At 71.6% G+C, this 14,418-nt stretch carries 16 protein-coding genes; 4 read left to right on the forward strand and 12 right to left on the reverse strand.

Features of this window, described 5'->3' with window-relative positions:
- Nucleotides 1-46: 46 nt before the first annotated feature.
- The 6 genes from ACZ4VF_RS15060 to ACZ4VF_RS15085 form a co-directional block, all read right to left on the reverse strand.
- Entirely contained in the window at nucleotides 47-1,345 is a 1,299-nt protein-coding gene (locus ACZ4VF_RS15060; protein ID WP_467926199.1) for a DUF6986 family protein, read from the reverse strand.
- Nucleotides 1,346-1,865: 520 nt separating this feature from the next.
- On the reverse strand, nucleotides 1,866-2,141 hold the full coding sequence (locus ACZ4VF_RS15065) for a hypothetical protein (RefSeq protein WP_467926200.1): 276 nt from the start codon (nucleotides 2,139-2,141) through the stop codon (nucleotides 1,866-1,868).
- Between the two features lie 227 nt (nucleotides 2,142-2,368).
- Nucleotides 2,369-3,331 (reverse strand): electron transfer flavoprotein subunit alpha/FixB family protein, encoded by a 963-nt coding sequence (locus tag ACZ4VF_RS15070; RefSeq protein WP_467926201.1) that lies wholly within the window; start codon nucleotides 3,329-3,331, stop codon nucleotides 2,369-2,371.
- A gap of 52 nt (nucleotides 3,332-3,383) precedes the next feature.
- Complete coding sequence (locus ACZ4VF_RS15075) at nucleotides 3,384-4,169, reverse strand: electron transfer flavoprotein subunit beta/FixA family protein (RefSeq protein WP_467926202.1); 786 nt, start codon at nucleotides 4,167-4,169, stop codon at nucleotides 3,384-3,386.
- 216 nt (nucleotides 4,170-4,385) lie between these two features.
- Nucleotides 4,386-4,895 (reverse strand): flavin reductase family protein, encoded by a 510-nt coding sequence (locus tag ACZ4VF_RS15080; RefSeq protein WP_467926204.1) that lies wholly within the window; start codon nucleotides 4,893-4,895, stop codon nucleotides 4,386-4,388.
- Nucleotides 4,896-5,103: 208 nt separating this feature from the next.
- On the reverse strand, nucleotides 5,104-5,454 hold the full coding sequence (locus ACZ4VF_RS15085) for a thioredoxin family protein (RefSeq protein WP_467926205.1): 351 nt from the start codon (nucleotides 5,452-5,454) through the stop codon (nucleotides 5,104-5,106).
- Nucleotides 5,455-5,734: 280 nt separating this feature from the next.
- On the opposite strand from ACZ4VF_RS15085, the gene ACZ4VF_RS15090 reads away from it, so the two are divergent.
- The 3 genes from ACZ4VF_RS15090 to ACZ4VF_RS15100 all read left to right on the forward strand — a co-directional run bounded on the left by ACZ4VF_RS15090 (nucleotide 5,735) and on the right by ACZ4VF_RS15100 (nucleotide 7,802).
- Nucleotides 5,735-6,463, forward strand: coding sequence for a lysophospholipid acyltransferase family protein (locus ACZ4VF_RS15090; RefSeq protein ID WP_467926206.1), 729 nt, complete (start codon nucleotides 5,735-5,737; stop codon nucleotides 6,461-6,463).
- 119 nt (nucleotides 6,464-6,582) lie between these two features.
- Nucleotides 6,583-7,092, forward strand: coding sequence for an RNA polymerase sigma factor (locus tag ACZ4VF_RS15095; protein ID WP_467926207.1), 510 nt, complete (start codon nucleotides 6,583-6,585; stop codon nucleotides 7,090-7,092).
- The gene (locus tag ACZ4VF_RS15100) at nucleotides 7,092-7,802 is read left to right on the forward strand and encodes a hypothetical protein (RefSeq protein ID WP_467926209.1); all 711 of its coding nucleotides are present in this window, start codon (nucleotides 7,092-7,094) and stop codon (nucleotides 7,800-7,802) included. Before ACZ4VF_RS15095 ends, ACZ4VF_RS15100 begins: the two co-directional genes overlap by 1 nt.
- A gap of 64 nt (nucleotides 7,803-7,866) precedes the next feature.
- Here the strand turns inward: ACZ4VF_RS15100 and ACZ4VF_RS15105 are convergent, their stop codons facing one another.
- The 6 genes from ACZ4VF_RS15105 to ACZ4VF_RS15130 all read right to left on the reverse strand — a co-directional run bounded on the left by ACZ4VF_RS15105 (nucleotide 7,867) and on the right by ACZ4VF_RS15130 (nucleotide 13,328).
- Nucleotides 7,867-8,535, reverse strand: a complete 669-nt coding sequence (locus tag ACZ4VF_RS15105) for a hypothetical protein (protein WP_467926210.1) — start codon at nucleotides 8,533-8,535, stop codon at nucleotides 7,867-7,869.
- Nucleotides 8,532-9,062: a zinc metalloprotease gene (locus ACZ4VF_RS15110; RefSeq protein WP_467926211.1), complete on the reverse strand. Its 531-nt coding sequence runs from the start codon at nucleotides 9,060-9,062 to the stop codon at nucleotides 8,532-8,534. Before ACZ4VF_RS15110 ends, ACZ4VF_RS15105 begins: the two co-directional genes overlap by 4 nt.
- A gap of 332 nt (nucleotides 9,063-9,394) precedes the next feature.
- Complete coding sequence (locus ACZ4VF_RS15115) at nucleotides 9,395-9,985, reverse strand: transglutaminase-like domain-containing protein (protein WP_467926213.1); 591 nt, start codon at nucleotides 9,983-9,985, stop codon at nucleotides 9,395-9,397.
- Nucleotides 9,986-10,075: 90 nt separating this feature from the next.
- The gene (locus tag ACZ4VF_RS15120) at nucleotides 10,076-11,146 is read right to left on the reverse strand and encodes a threonine aldolase family protein (protein ID WP_467926214.1); all 1,071 of its coding nucleotides are present in this window, start codon (nucleotides 11,144-11,146) and stop codon (nucleotides 10,076-10,078) included.
- A complete protein-coding gene (locus ACZ4VF_RS15125; RefSeq protein WP_467926215.1) occupies nucleotides 11,143-11,934 on the reverse strand; it encodes an SDR family NAD(P)-dependent oxidoreductase in 792 nt (263 codons plus the stop codon). The genes ACZ4VF_RS15120 and ACZ4VF_RS15125 overlap by 4 nt, the downstream gene beginning before the upstream one ends.
- A complete protein-coding gene (locus ACZ4VF_RS15130; protein WP_467926217.1) occupies nucleotides 11,931-13,328 on the reverse strand; it encodes a DUF6421 family protein in 1,398 nt (465 codons plus the stop codon). Before ACZ4VF_RS15130 ends, ACZ4VF_RS15125 begins: the two co-directional genes overlap by 4 nt.
- 403 nt (nucleotides 13,329-13,731) lie before the next feature.
- Between ACZ4VF_RS15130 and ACZ4VF_RS15135 the strand changes: the two genes are divergently transcribed.
- The gene (locus ACZ4VF_RS15135) at nucleotides 13,732-14,415 is read left to right on the forward strand and encodes a glycerophosphodiester phosphodiesterase (protein ID WP_467926218.1); all 684 of its coding nucleotides are present in this window, start codon (nucleotides 13,732-13,734) and stop codon (nucleotides 14,413-14,415) included.
- Nucleotides 14,416-14,418 lie beyond the last annotated feature (3 nt).

A 14,418-nucleotide genomic window follows, 5' to 3' on the forward strand; every position in this document is an offset into this window, starting at 1 on the left:
CGCCCCGCCTCCCCGGCGCCGGTGCGGCGGGACGCGGTCCGGGCCGCTACTGGGCGGCGGCCGTCAGGTCGCCGCGGCGCGGGGACGCGAAGGTCTCCAGGTCGGCGCGGGTGAGGCCGGTGAGGCGGGCGACCTCGGCGATGTCCAGGGCGCCGCAGTCCAGGCCGCGCAGCAGGTAGCCGCTGAGGGCCTTGGCGGTGGCGGGCTCGTCCATGACGTCGCCGCCGGCCCGGTTGGCGTACCGGGTGAGCCGGGCCGCCGCCTGTTCGAAGCCCTCGCGGTAGAAGGCGAAGACGGCCGCGTAGCGGGTGGGGATGTGGCCGGGGTGCATGTCCCAGCCCTGGTAGTAGGCGCGGGCGAGGGCGCGGCGGGTGAGGCCGTAGTGGAGCCGCCAGGCGTCGTGGACCTTGGCGGTCGGGCCGACGGGGAGGACGTTGGTGGAGCCGTCGCAGACGCGTACGCCGGTGCCCGCGGCCGCGACCTGCATGACCGCCTTGGCGTGGTCGGCGGCCGGGTGGTCGCTTGCCTGGTGGGCGGCGGAGACCCCGAGGCAGGCGCTGTAGTCGAAGGTGCCGTAGTGCAGCCCGGTGGCGCGGCCCTCGGCGGCCTGGATCATGCGGGCGACGGTGGCGGTGCCGTCGGCGGCGAGGATGGCCTGGCTGGTCTCGATCTGGATCTCGAAGCCCAGGCGCCCGGCGTCCAGTCCGTGCGCCTTCTCGAAGGCCTCCAGGAGGCGTACGAAGGCGCCGACCTGCTCGGGGTAGGTCACCTTGGGCAGGGTGAGGACCAGGCCCTCGGGCAGGCCGCCGGCCTCCATCAGGCCGGTGAGGAAGACGTCGAGGGTGCGGATGCCCCGGTCGCGCACGGGGGCCTCCATGCACTTCATGCGGATGCCCATGTACGGCGCCGCCGTGCCGTCCCGGTACGCCTGCGCGATCAGGCGGGCCGCGCGGGCCGCCGTCTCGTCCTCCTCGGCGTCGGGGCGGGGGCCGTACCCGTCCTCGAAGTCGACGCGCAGGTCTTCGATCGGTTCGCGCTCCAGCTTGGCGCGGACCCGGGAGTGGACCGCCTCGGCCAGCTCGTCCGGGAGCCCGAGGACCGCCGCGAAGGAGGAGGCGTCCGGGGCGTGCTCGTCGAGCAGGGCCAGCGCCTGGTCGCCCCAGGTGCGGACGGTGCCGGCGGTGAAGGCGTCGCCGGGGACGTAGACGGTGTGGACGGGCTGCCGGGTGCCGGGGTCCCCGGGGTAGCGGCGTTCCAGCTCCGCGTCGACCGGTGCGAGGGAGGCGCTGATCTCCTCGCTGACGGCGCCCGCGAGGCTTGTCGCCACCTTCTCCTGCTGACCCATCCCACACCCTCCAAGCTTTCCGCTGTACGGAATCAACAATCCGTATAGCGAAGTTATCCGGCAACCTTCCCGCTGGTCAACACCACCTCCGGCCCCGCGGGAGGAGCAGACGTGCCCCTCTCCCCTCCCGTCACGCGCCGCTTGGGTCTGGTGGCCGCGCTCGCGGCCGCGATCTCCGTCCCCCGTCCAGTACAGCACTCTCCGCCGGCCCCGCCGCGGCGGGCGGACGACACGGCGGTCCGCTGCGTGTCATGTCGTGCAACCTCCGCTTGGCGAGCACCGCCGAGCCCCACAGCCCGGCCGCCCGCAGGCTCGTGACGCGCACCCTCCCGCACCGCGAGCGCCCCGTATCTCGGCACCCGGGAGGCCGTCACCAGCGGCTTCGCGGCACCGAGGCCGACCTGGGGGCCCACTGCGCCTGGATCTGCACCGGACGCGCGGGCGGCGGCCGCAGCGAGTGCACGGCGGTCTTCCAGGGAGCCCCGCCGACTCGTCCCGCGGGAGGACGACCACGTCCGGCTCACCGGCACAGGGACGCGATCGGATCCGGCACCCGGGGCGGCGGCTCCGGCCGGACGGTCACTTCGGCCCGCCTCCGGGACCGGCCCGCCTCCGGGACCGGCTCGACGGCGACCGCGAGTTCCACGCCCTGAACACCCGCCTCGGCAACCGCGGCAAGGACGCACGCGCGCGTGCCGCCGCCCTGATCGCACAGCGCATCGCGGGGCTCGACCGGCCGCCGCCGCTCGTCGTCACCGGCGACTTCGACGCGACCACCCACGGGAAGCCGGTCCACGACGCGATGGTCGGGCGCCGGCCTGACGGGGAGAAGGTGTCGACCGCGGCCCGATGTGCCGTGACGCCCGGGGTGGCGAGGATCCGGTCGATGCGGTCGCCGTCGGTGGACGGGCGGCTGCCGGCGACCACCTGCCGGTGCGGTCCTCGCCGGCGCCGGGACGAGCGAAGGCCCCCGTGACCGTCGTCCGGTCACGGGGGCCTCGTACGCCTGGCGGCGAGAGGGGATCAGCCCTTGCGGGTCTTGATCTCCTCGGTCAGCTGCGGGACGACCTCGAAGAGGTCGCCGACCACGCCGAAGTCGACCAGCTCGAAGATCGGGGCCTCGGCGTCCTTGTTGACGGCCACGATCGTCTTCGAGGTCTGCATACCGGCGCGGTGCTGGATCGCACCGGAGATGCCGTTGGCGATGTACAGCTGCGGCGAGACGGACTTGCCGGTCTGGCCGACCTGGTTGGTGTGCGGGTACCAGCCGGCGTCGACGGCGGCACGCGAGGCACCGACGGCCGCGCCGAGCTGGTCGGCGAGGGCCTCGATGATCGAGAAGTTCTCGGCGCCGTTCACACCGCGGCCGCCGGAGACCACGATCGCGGCCTCGGTCAGCTCGGGGCGGCCCGTCGACTCACGCGGCGTACGGCCGGTGACCTTGGTGCCGGTCGCCTTGTCCGAGAAGGTCACGGACAGGGCCTCGACCGCACCGGCGGCCGGGGCGGCCTCGACGGCGGCCGAGTTCGGCTTGACCGTGATGACCGGGGTGCCCTTGACGACGCGGGACTTGGTGGTGAAGGACGCGGCGAACACCGACTGGGTGGCCACCGGGCCCTCGTCGCCGGCCTCCAGGTCGACGGCGTCGGTGATGATGCCGGAGCCGATGCGCAGCGCCAGGCGGGCGGCGATCTCCTTGCCCTCGGCGGAGGACGGGACCAGCACGGCGGCCGGGGAGACGGCCTCGTGGGCGGCCTGCAGGGCGTCCACCTTCGGCACGACCAGGTACTCGGCGTACTCGGACGCGTCGTGGGTGAGGACCTTCACCGCGCCGTGCTCGGCGAGCGTGGCGGCGGTGTCGGCGGCGCCGTTGCCCAGGGCGACGGCGACGGGCTCGCCGAGGCGGCGGGCCAGGGTCAGCAGCTCCAGGGTGGGCTTGCGGACGGCACCGTCCACGTGGTCGACGTAGACGAGGACTTCAGCCATGGGATTGCTCTCCTGCGAAACGAAGTTGAGGGGCGGTCAGCGGGGGCGAGCCTCAGATGAACTTCTGGCTCGCGAGGAACTCAGCGAGCTGCTTGCCGCCCTCGCCCTCGTCCTTGACGATGGTGCCGGCCGTGCGCGCCGGACGCTCGGTCGCGCTCTCGACCTTGGTGAACGCGCCGTCCAGGCCGACCTCCTCGGCCTCGATGTCCAGGTCGGACAGGTCCCAGGACTCCACCGGCTTCTTCTTGGCCGCCATGATGCCCTTGAAGGACGGGTAGCGGGCCTCGCCGGACTGGTCGGTCACGGAGACGACGGCCGGGAGCGAGGCCTCCAGCTGCTCCGAGGCGGCGTCGCCGTCGCGGCGGCCCTTGACCGTGCCGTCCTCGACCGAGACCTCGGACAGCAGGGTGACCTGGGGGACGCCGAGGCGCTCGGCGACCAGCGCCGGGACGACGCCCATGGTGCCGTCGGTGGAGGCCATGCCGGAGATCACCAGGTCGTAGCCGGCCTTCTCGATGGCCTTGGCCAGCACGAGGGAGGTGCCGATGGCGTCGGTGCCGTGCAGGTCGTCGTCCTCGACGTGGATGGCCTTGTCGGCACCCATCGAGAGGGCCTTGCGGAGCGCGTCCTTGGCGTCCTCCGGGCCGACCGTCAGGACGGTGACCTCGGCGTCGTCCGCGTTCTCCGCGATCTGGAGGGCCTGCTCGACCGCGTACTCGTCCAGTTCGGAGAGCAGACCGTCCACGTCGTCGCGGTCGACGGTCAGGTCATCGGCGAAGTGCCGGTCGCCAGTGGCGTCGGGCACGTACTTCACAGTGACAACGATCCTCAAGCTCACGCCGGCTCTCCTACTGCATCGTCATTTCGGGCTGCCTCTTGCAGGCAGCATAGGCGCCTCAAGCGGCCGATCCCGGTCGGGGCGTCCGCGCGCTCCGACCGAAATATTACTCGTCAGTACACCCAGTTCCTGCCCGCTAAGCAAGCGCTTTGAACTGTGACCTTCGCAACGCAGCGTAACCGGAACTCGACCGCCCCGCAGGAGACCCTGACGTGATCAATCCCGCAGGCCGTTGAAGCGGCCGTGGTGGTAGAGGAGCGGGCGGCCGGGGCCGGAGGGGTCGCCGAGGACGACCTCGGCGAGCACGATGCGGTGATCGCCCGCCGGGACCCGGCCGACGATCCGGCAGACCAGCCAGGCGAGCACGTCGTCCAGGACCGGTACGCCTTCCGGGCCGTCCTGCCAGGCGGTGGCCGGGCCGAACCGGTCGGCGCCGCTGCGGGCGAAGGTGGCGGCCAGCTCGCTCTGGTGCTCGCCGAGGATGTGCACGCCGACGTGGTCGGCCTCGGCTATCGCGGGCCAGCTGGAGGCACCGGTGCCGATGCCGAAGGAGAGCAGCGGCGGCTCGGCGGAGACGGAGGTCAGGGAGGTGGCGGTGAAGCCGACCGGGCCCCGGCCCCCACGCGCGGTGATCACCGCGACACCGGCGGCGTGGCGGCGGAAGGTGGAACGCAGCAGTTCGGGCGAGGCGAGCTGGGGAGTGCCGAGGTCGGGCGTGGCCGTCATGGAGTTGTCCTTCTGCGAGGGAGGAGAAACAGGTCCGTGGCTGCTCAGCAGTCCGGACAGCGCGCGCTCGCGGTGCGGGCGAGGTCGACGTGGACCCGCCCGTAGAGAAGGAGTTCGATCGGCATACGGTCAGGCTGACGATAGGTGGTGCGCGCAGTCAAGCGGGTTCCGTGATCTGGAAGATGTCTCACGATTCCCTGAAACCCGCTCACACGGCCTCCCCCAGAGCGGCGATGACATCGGCCTTGCGGGGCTGTCCGGTGGCGCGCCGCACCACCCGGCCGCCGGCGTCCAGCACCAGGACGGTGGGCGTCTTCAGGATCTCCAGGTCGCGTACGAGGTCCAGGTGGGCCTCGGCGTCGATCTCGACGTGGGCCACGCCCGGGACCAGTCCGGCGACCTCGCCGAGGACGCGCCGGGTGGCACGGCAGGGCGCGCAGAAGGCGCTGGAGAACTGCACCAGCGTGGCGCGCTCCCCCAGCTCCCCGCCGAGTTCGGCCGCCCCGAGCCGCCTGTCGTCGTCGCGCCCGCGCACCGCGTCCTCCCGTTCCGCCGCCATACCCCGTCCGCCCGTCGTGAGCACCGTCCTCAAGCCCAGCGCGCGCAGGACGGCGAAGATTCCCGCCCCACGCCCGGCATAGGTCCGGGCGTAAAGGGGACTTAAAGATACGACACGGGCTGTAGGCCGACGTGACGAGGATCTCGCCGCCGCGGGGCGCCAGGACTGGCTCCCCGTCCGTTCTTCGGGCACGATCTGCGAGACGCCGTAAACCTACGGCTGCGTAACTTCCCGCCGGGAACCCCTTTCCCGAGCAGAGCAGAAAGGGTCCGCCCCGCCCATGGCAGAGCTGGTCTACCGTCCCGTCATCGGTTTCGCCAAGACGCTGTTCAAGGTCTGGGACCTGAAGATCGACTGCCAGGGTTCGGAGAACATCCCGCGCTCGGGCGGCGCCGTGCTGGTGAGCAATCACATCAGCTACCTGGACTTCGTCTTCAACGGCCTGGCCGCCCTGCCGCAGAAGCGCCTGGTGCGGTTCATGGCGAAGGAGTCGGTCTTCCGGCACAAGGTGTCCGGGCCGCTGATGCGCGGGATGAAGCACATCCCGGTGGACCGCGGGCAGGGCGAGGCGGCGTACGCGCACGCACTGGACTCGCTGCGTTCCGGCGAGGTCATCGGGGTGTTCCCGGAGGCCACGATCTCGCAGTCGTTCACGCTGAAGAGCTTCAAGTCGGGCGCGGCCCGCCTGGCCCAGGAGGCGGGCGTGCCGCTGGTCCCGATGGCGGTGTGGGGCACCCAGCGGCTGTGGACGAAGGGCCAGCCGCGCAACTTCCGGCGCGACCACCTGCCCGTCACCATCCGTGTGGGCGAGCCGGTGGAGGCGCCCCGCGACCAGTACGCCGGTGCCATCACGCGCCGGCTGCGCGAGCGCGTGCAGGAACTCCTCGACGCCGCCCAGCGCGCCTACCCGGGCCGCCCCAAGGGCCCGGAGGACTCCTGGTGGCTCCCCACCCACCTGGGCGGCACGGCTCCGACCATGGAGGAACTGCGCACGGCGGAGGCCCACTGAGCCACCACCCGGCATCCGGCACCCGGCGTGACGCCCCGCCGACCGGGTGACGCCGCGTCAGCCGGAGATTTCCCGGACGGACCGGTAAGGATGCACCGGCTCCCGGACATGTAAGAGGTGTGCAGACCCTCAAGACCCGCAGCGACGGCGAGTTGGCCGCGCGGTTCACGGCCTTGTACACCCGTGAGCACCCACGGGTGTGCGCGTACGTGCACCGGCGCTCGGGCGACCGGGCAGCGGCGGAGGAACTGACCGCCGAGGTCTTCCGCACCGCGTGGGAGCGCATGACGGACGGCCAGGACGTGGGAACCGGCTGGCTGTTCGTCACCGCGCGCAACCTGCTGAACAACCACCGCCGCTCGATGGCACGCCTGTCGGAGATCCACCGCGCCATCGCCGAGACGATGGGCCGCGCCCCGGCGCCGGACCGGGACGACGCCGTTCTCGACGCCCTCGACCGGCTGCCCGCCGCGCACCGCGAGGTGCTGCTGCTGAGCTACTGGGACGGCCTGAGCGCGGCGGAGGCCGGGGCGGTCCTGGGGTGCGGCACGTCCGCGGTGTGGGTCCGGCTGCACCGTGCGCGCAAGGCGTTCCGTGCCGTCTACGATCTGTCTCAGGAGCCCGTGTGATGCGTGTCAAGTCTCTGATCGCGAACGCCAATCCGGTCCCGGGGACGGCGGACGAGACCCTGTCGGCGCGCGCCGCCGACGAACTCTCCGCGCTGGTCGGTCCCCACCCCGCCACTCCTCCCGCCGCCGTCCGCCGGTCGCCCCGCCGGGGCCTGCTGACGGCCGCGGCCTTCTGCGGGGCCGCCGCCGTCCTCGCCGGTGTCACCGTCCTCAGCCTCCACGGCGACCCGGCCGGCCCGGGCGGCCACCGATCCGGTTCGCGGAGCGGGCCGGCCGCCGCGGGCGGGGCCGCGGGCGGCGGCGCCCTGGCCGACGAGCCCTATTTCGGGAGCACGGCCGAGCTGGAGAGGGCGGCGGACGTGATCGTGCGGGCGCGGCTGGGCGCCGGGCACGAGGAGCGTACGGACGGTGTCCGCACGACGGTGGCCACGGCACAGGTGCTGGCGACCGCCAAGGGCCGGACTTCGGGCGACTCCGTCGAGGTGTCGTACACGACCCCCGGCACCGGACCGGAGACCGCCGGGCTCACCGCCGGGAAGGAGTACGTGCTCCTGCTGGACGAGGGCGAGGGCGGGCGCTACGTCCTGGTGAACACCACGCAGGGCTGGTACGAGGTGGAGGGCGCGGCGGCGGTCGCCGCGCAGGGCAACCGGGTGGCCCTGAGTCCGGACGTGCGCGAGGCGCTCCGGCTCGCGGCGCGGGGCCGGTGAGACGGCGCCGGCGCGCCACGGACGGTGCCGTGACGCACCGGCGGGTGTGCCGCGTGCGGTGGGCCTACCGCGCGTTCCGGGTGATCCGGTCGACCTTCGCGGCCAGTCGGCCGACCTTGCCCGCGTCGGTGAAGCCGCCGGCCGACACGGCCTCGACCGTGCCGTCCGGCTTCACCGTGTAGAGCGCCTGCTCCGGGTTGAGCAGGTCGTACGGGCTCCTGCCGTGGGCGGCGAGCATCAGCACGTACTTCTTGGCGCCCTTGGCGAGCAGGGTGGTGTCCGTCTCCTGGTACGCCACGCCCTTGTACGTGCCGCCGAGCTGGCTGACCTCGATGGTGTCGCCGGCGGAGACCTTTCCGGAGAGCGCCCTGGTGACCTTCACCCGGGAGACGGTGACGATGACCGGGTTGGCCTCCGCCTCCTTCCTGGCCTTCTTGGCCTCGGCGGGCGAGAGGCCGGCCTGCGGGTTGGTGGCGGGATCGTCGCCCGCGGGCGCGTCGGGCAGCACCCGCTGCACCCGGCTGCCGACCACGGTGCCCTCGACGACGGCGTCGGACTGCTTGATGACGTCGTCGAGCGAGGAGTACGCCGGGTAGTCCGCGTGGTAGGTGACGGCGTCCGGGGCGCCGGACTTCGCCGCGTGGCCGGAGGTGCCGTCCGCGGAGCAGCCGACGGCGGCGAACGCGGCGAGCACCGCCGTACCGGTGACGAGGATGTTCCGTCTCACGTTCATCGGTAGATCCTCTTCACCTCGGACTTGTCGTACGGCTGCGGCGTCTGCACCTTCGAGCGGTCGCGGCTGTGCTTCATCAGCGAGACCTTGCTCGTGTTGGGGTTGTCGGCGAGGCTGAGCCCGTGCCCCAGCTCGTGGGTGCTGGTGCTGCGCACCCACTTGTCGTACTTGGGGAAGTTCCCGGTGTCCCGCCACAGGGTGCTGGCGTTGACCTTGATCTGGAAGGAGCGGTGCGCCCGCGTCCCGGACGGTGCGTACAGGCCGTACCAGCTCTGGCTGTAGTTGCCGGCGGTGAAGCTGGGCTTGGCGCTGGAGCTGCGCTTGATGCTCGCCCCGACACCGGCGTTGTTCCAGTTGCCGCGAGCGGTGTCGAAGTACTTCACCCACTCGCTGTTGATGCCGACGGTCTTGACGCTGAACGACCGTGTGGGCATGCCCCCGCTGTAGTACGTCGCCTGGGCGGGCGCCGAGACGGCCAGCGTGCCCGCGACGGCGAGCGCGGCGGACGTGCCGATGCCGAGCGACACGCGTGCGATTCTTCGATTCAACTGTTCTCCCCGTGAATTGAGCAGGCGGCACGGCCGGGTACGAACCCGGATCTCTCCACGGTCGGCACAGCGCGAGACCTCCACGTCCTGGAGGTCGGGTCGCGGAAAAGGACGCGAAAGGAAGGGGCGCGGAAGATCGACGCGCCCCGGAAACTGCTGAATTCCCCCTTGTGAATCCCCCGTTGACCGGCTGCACCGGGATGCCGCCTGTGATCGGGACCTAGCCTCACAGGGGGTGCGCGGCCTCGGCATCCTTCCCAAGTAGGAGAAGTGGCGCCCTACTTGAGGATGATGCGTCGATCAGCCAGTGGTCAGAGGCGGTCGGGGAGCAGCCTCCCCAGGTGCGGCCGGTCGTGGGCGGATCGCAGGGCGGCGAGGACAAGCGGGTGGGGTGCGGCGTGGAGGAGCGGGTAGTCCCGTTCGCCGGCCGCGGGGTCGGGGACCCAGGCGAGCCGCTCGCCGTCCAGGCAGAAGCGCGCGTCGACGCCCGGTTTGTTGCCGCGCGGATCCTGCCGGTGCCAGGCGCCGTGGAAGCGGACGGCGACCAGGCCGTGAACGGCGTGGCCGCCCGCGTCGTCGGTCAGGCGCTGGTAGCACAGCGCGGCCGGGATGTCCTCGGCGCGCAGCAGCGCGGCGAGGGCGTGGGACTTGGCGTGGCAGATGCCGGTGCGCAGGGCCAGCACGTCGGAGGCGCGCCAGGTGACACGGAGGTCGCCGGAGTCCCGGGAGTGCGGGACGGCATCCCGGACGAACTCGAAGGCGGCCCGTGCATATTCATACGAGTCGGTGGCCTCTGCGGCCAGGCGGGCCGCGGTCTCCCCGACCACCGGGTGGTGGTGGTCGATGACCTCGTCCGCGGCCAGATAGGCCGAGAGGTCGGCAGTGTTCTGGATCAGCTGCATGTCCGCAGAGCATAGGAATGCGGACACCCGAACGCCAATGACTTTTCAAGTGCCCGCATACCTATGCGCAACGTAGGGTGAGGCCGCGGTTCAGCGGGCCATCTCCTCCTTGAGCGCCGCCACGAACAGGTCGACGTCCTCCTCCGTGGTGTCGAAGGAGCACATCCAGCGCACCACTCCGGCCGCCTCGTCCCAGAAGTAGAACCGGAACCGCTTCTGCAGCCGCTCGCTCACGTCGTGCGGCAGCCGGGCGAAGACGCCGTTGGCCTGCACCGGGTAGAGGATCTCCACGCCGTGCACCGCGCGGACGCCCTCGGCGAGCCGCTGGGCCATCTCGTTGGCGTGGCGGGCGTTGCGCAGCCACAGGTCCTTGGCGAGGAGGGCCTCCAGCTGCACCGAGACGAAGCGCATCTTGGAGGCCAGCTGCATCGACATCTTCCGCAGGTGCTTCATCTTCCGCACCGCGTCCTGGTTGATGACGACGACGGCCTCGCCGAACAGCGCGCCGTTCTTCGTCCCGCCCAGGGAGAGGATGTCGACGCCGACCGCGTTGGTGAACGTCCGCATGGGCACGTCCAGGGAGGCGGCGGCGTTCGCTATCCGGGAGCCGTCCAGGTGCACCCTCATGCCGTGCGCGTGGGCGTGCTCGCAGATCGCGCGGATCTCCTCGGGCGTGTAGAGGGTGCCCAGCTCGGTGCTCTGGGTGATCGACACGACCTGCGGCATCGCGCGGTGCTCGTCCTCCCAGCCCCAGGCCTGCCGGTCGATCAGCTCGGGCGTGAGCTTGCCGTCGGGCGTGGGCACGGTGAGCAGCTTCAGCCCGCCCATGCGCTCGGGCGCGCCGCCCTCGTCCACGTTGATGTGGGCGCTCTCGGCGCAGATCACCGCGCCCCAGCGGTCGGTGACCGCCTGGAGCGCGACGATGTTCGCGCCGGTTCCGTTGAAGACCGGGAAGGCTTCCGCCGTGGCGCCGAAGTGGCTCCGGATGATGCCCTGGAGGTTCTCGGTGTAGTCGTCCTCGCCGTAGGCCACCTGGTGGCCGCCGTTGGCCAGGGCCACGGCGGCCAGCACCTCCGGGTGGGCTCCGGCGTAGTTGTCACTGGCGAAACCGCGCACCTGCGGGTCGTGGTGGCGACGCGCGTCGGTCTTGGGAGGGTTCACGGCTTCTCGGTCAGCCACAGACGGTTTCCGTTCACTTCTGCGGCGGGCTTGCTCCAGACGCCCTCGATGGCCTCGGCCAGGTCCTTGACGTCCGTGAAGCCCGCGAACTTCGCGTTGGGGCGTTCGGCGCGCATCGCGTCGTGCACCAGTGCCTTCACCACCAGGATGGCAGCCGCCGAACGCGGACCCTGCTCGCCCCCCGCCTTGCGGAAGCCGTCCGCCATGGCGAGCGTCCACGCCTCGGCGGCGGCCTTGGCCGCGGAGTACGCCGCGTTGCCCGCCGTCGGCTTCGACGCGCCGGCGGCGCTGGTGAGCAGGTACCGGCCGCGGTCGCTGCGCTGCAGGGCGTCGAAGAAGGCGAGCGAGGTGTGCTGGACGGTGCGGACGAGCAGCTTCTCCAGCAGGTCCCAGTCGGCCAGGTCGGTCTCGGCGAAGGTCGCGCTGCCGCGCCAGCCGCCCACGAGGTGGACCAGGCCGTCGATCCGGCCGTGCTCCTTCTCGATGCGCGCGGCCCAGTCGCGGGTCGAGCGCAGGTCGAGCAGGTCGACGGTCTCGCCGGTGACGACGGCGCCGCCGCCGGCGTAGCGGGCGGCGTCGACGGACTCCGCGAGGCGCTCGGGATTGTTGTCGGCGCCGACCACGACCGCGCCCGCCTCGGCGAGCCGGACCAGGGTCGCGTGCCCGGCGGGCCCGCCCGCACCGGCCACCGCGATCACCGCACCACTGAGAGACCCGTTGTTCGCCACGATCTTCCCCTCTTGACCAGTGTTGTGGACGCGGTCGCTCACGCGGCGATCCGCTCGGCGGCGTCCGCCGTGATGCCCTTGGTGGAGGCGATCACGTTCTTCAGCTTCTTGGACAGCGCCTCATAGAACATGCTGAGCGGAAACTCGTCCGGAAGCACGTCGTCCACGAGCTTGCGCGGGGGCTGGCTCAGGTCCAGGGCGTCGGGGCCCTTGGCCCACGTCGAGCCGGGGTGCGGGGCGAGGTAGGTGCGGACCAGCTCGTAGCCGGCGAACCAGTGCACCAGCTTCGGGCGGTCGATGCCGTCCTTGTAGAGCTTCTCGATCTCGGCGCAGAGCTGGTTGGTGACCTGCGGGGCGCGCTCCCAGTCGATGGAGAGCTTGTTGTCGGTCCAGCGGACGACGTCGTGCTTGTGCAGGTAGGCGAAGAGCAGCTGGCCGCCGAGGCCGTCGTAGTTGCGGTTGCGGTCGCCGGTGACCGGGAAGCGGAACATCCGGTCGAAGAGCACCGCGTACTGCACGTCACGGGCCTGCGGGACGCCGTCCGCCTGGAGCTTCACGGCCTCCTTGAAGGCGGTGAGGTCACAGCGCAGCTCCTCCAGGCCGTACATCCAGAACGGCTGGCGCTGCTTGATCATGAACGGGTCGAAGGGCAGGTCGCCGTGGCTGTGGGTGCGGTCGTGGACCATGTCCCACAGGACGAAGGCCTCCTCGCAGCGCTTCTGGTCGTGGACCATCGCGGCGATGTCCGGGGGCAGCTCCAGGCCCAGGATCTCCACCGCGGCCTCGGTCACCCGGCGGAAGCGGGCGGCCTCGCGGTCGCAGAAGATGCCACCCCAGGAGAAGCGTTCCGGCGCCTCGCGGACGGCGATGGTCTCCGGGAAGAGCACCGCGGAGTTGGTGTCGTAGCCCGAGGTGAAGTCCTCGAAGGTGATGCCGCAGAACAGCGGGTTGTCGTAGCGGGTGCGCTCCAGCTCGGCCAGCCAGTCGGGCCAGACCATGCGCAGCACGACCGCCTCCAGGTTGCGGTCGGGGTTGCCGTTCTGCGTGTACATCGGGAAGACGACCAGGTGCTGCAGGCCGTGGGCGCGGTTCGCGGCGGGCTGGAAGGCCAGCAGGGAGTCCAGGAAGTCCGGCACCTGGAAGCCGCCCTCGGCCCAGCGGCGCAGGTCCGCGACCAGCGCCTGGTGGTAGGCGGCGTCGTGCGGGAGGAGCGGGGAGAGCTGCTCGACCGCGTCCGCGACACGCCCGACGGCCGCCGCGGCGTCGGCCCGCTCGGGGGCGCCCTCGGCGTCGAAGTCGATCGATCCGTCCTTCGACTGCCATGGCCGAATCTGCTCCACGGCATCCTTGAGCACAGGCCAAGCCGGGTGCTCAACCACCCTGGTCAGCGAAGGAACCTGCTCCTCCGCACCTGCCTGCACAAGAATTTCCGTCATGTCCCATCCTCCACGGGAGAAGCTCGCGTAAGCACACCGTATGCGTACCCGGTTTCTCTCAGCAAGAGCGTAGTCCGGAAATTCTTCGGTCCACCGCCTTGGTCACCGATGTTTTTCCTGCCTTACACCGTGACGACGCTCACTTCCGCTCAACGGCTCCCGGACTTGACGGGCGGCCGCCAGGTCGGTCAAGGGCGCGGGGACTCGCCCACGAGAGGGTGACGGCTCAGGCGGGTACCGGCCAACGGGCGCCCGCCCCGCACCCCGAATGCCCCGCGCAGCCGCGGGTTCAACGGACGGCCCGGCCGTTAGGCTGCGGCCTTGCCGCGTGGACGACGAGGTCCGGTACGGGGGCGTCGGTCCGCGCGTCGCCGAGCCGCCGTCGACGGAAGCGAGTCGAACCTTGAACTTCCTTACCATCGGTCACCGCGGTGTCATGGGCGTCGAGCCCGAGAACACCCTCCGTTCCTTCGTCGCCGCGCAGCGGGCCGGCCTCGACCTGATCGAACTCGACCTACACCTGAGCAAGGACGGCGCCCTGGTCGTCATGCACGACGCGGAGGTGGACCGGACGACCGACGGCTCCGGGGCGATCGCCGACAAGACCCTCGCCGAGCTGCGCGCGCTGGACGCGGGCCGCGGGGAGCGGGTGCCGGTGTTCGAGGAGGTGCTGGAGGCGGTGCAGACGCCCTTGCAGGCCGAGATCAAGGACGTGGCGGCGGCCCGGGCACTGGCCGAGGTGATGCACGCGCGCGACCTGACCGCACGGGTGGAGGTGTCCTCGTTCCACGACGAGGCGGTCGCCGAGATCCGGCGGCTGGTGCCGGGCGTGCGCACCGCGCTGGTCGCGAGCCGGTACGGCACCGACGTGGTGGACCGCGCCGTCGCCGTGGGTGCCGCGACCGTGTGCCTCGACATCCGCCGGCTCACCCTGGAGATCGTCGAGCACGCGCGCGCGTCCGGGCTGCGGATCATCGGCTGGGTGGTCAACACGCAGGACCATCTGCGGCTGGTGCGCGCCCTGCAGCTGGACGGGGCGACGACCGACTACCCGGAGATCAAGCGCACGGGCCGCTTCACCGCGTGACAG

It is taken from the genome of Streptomyces sp. NPDC029151 (assembly GCF_055564315.1).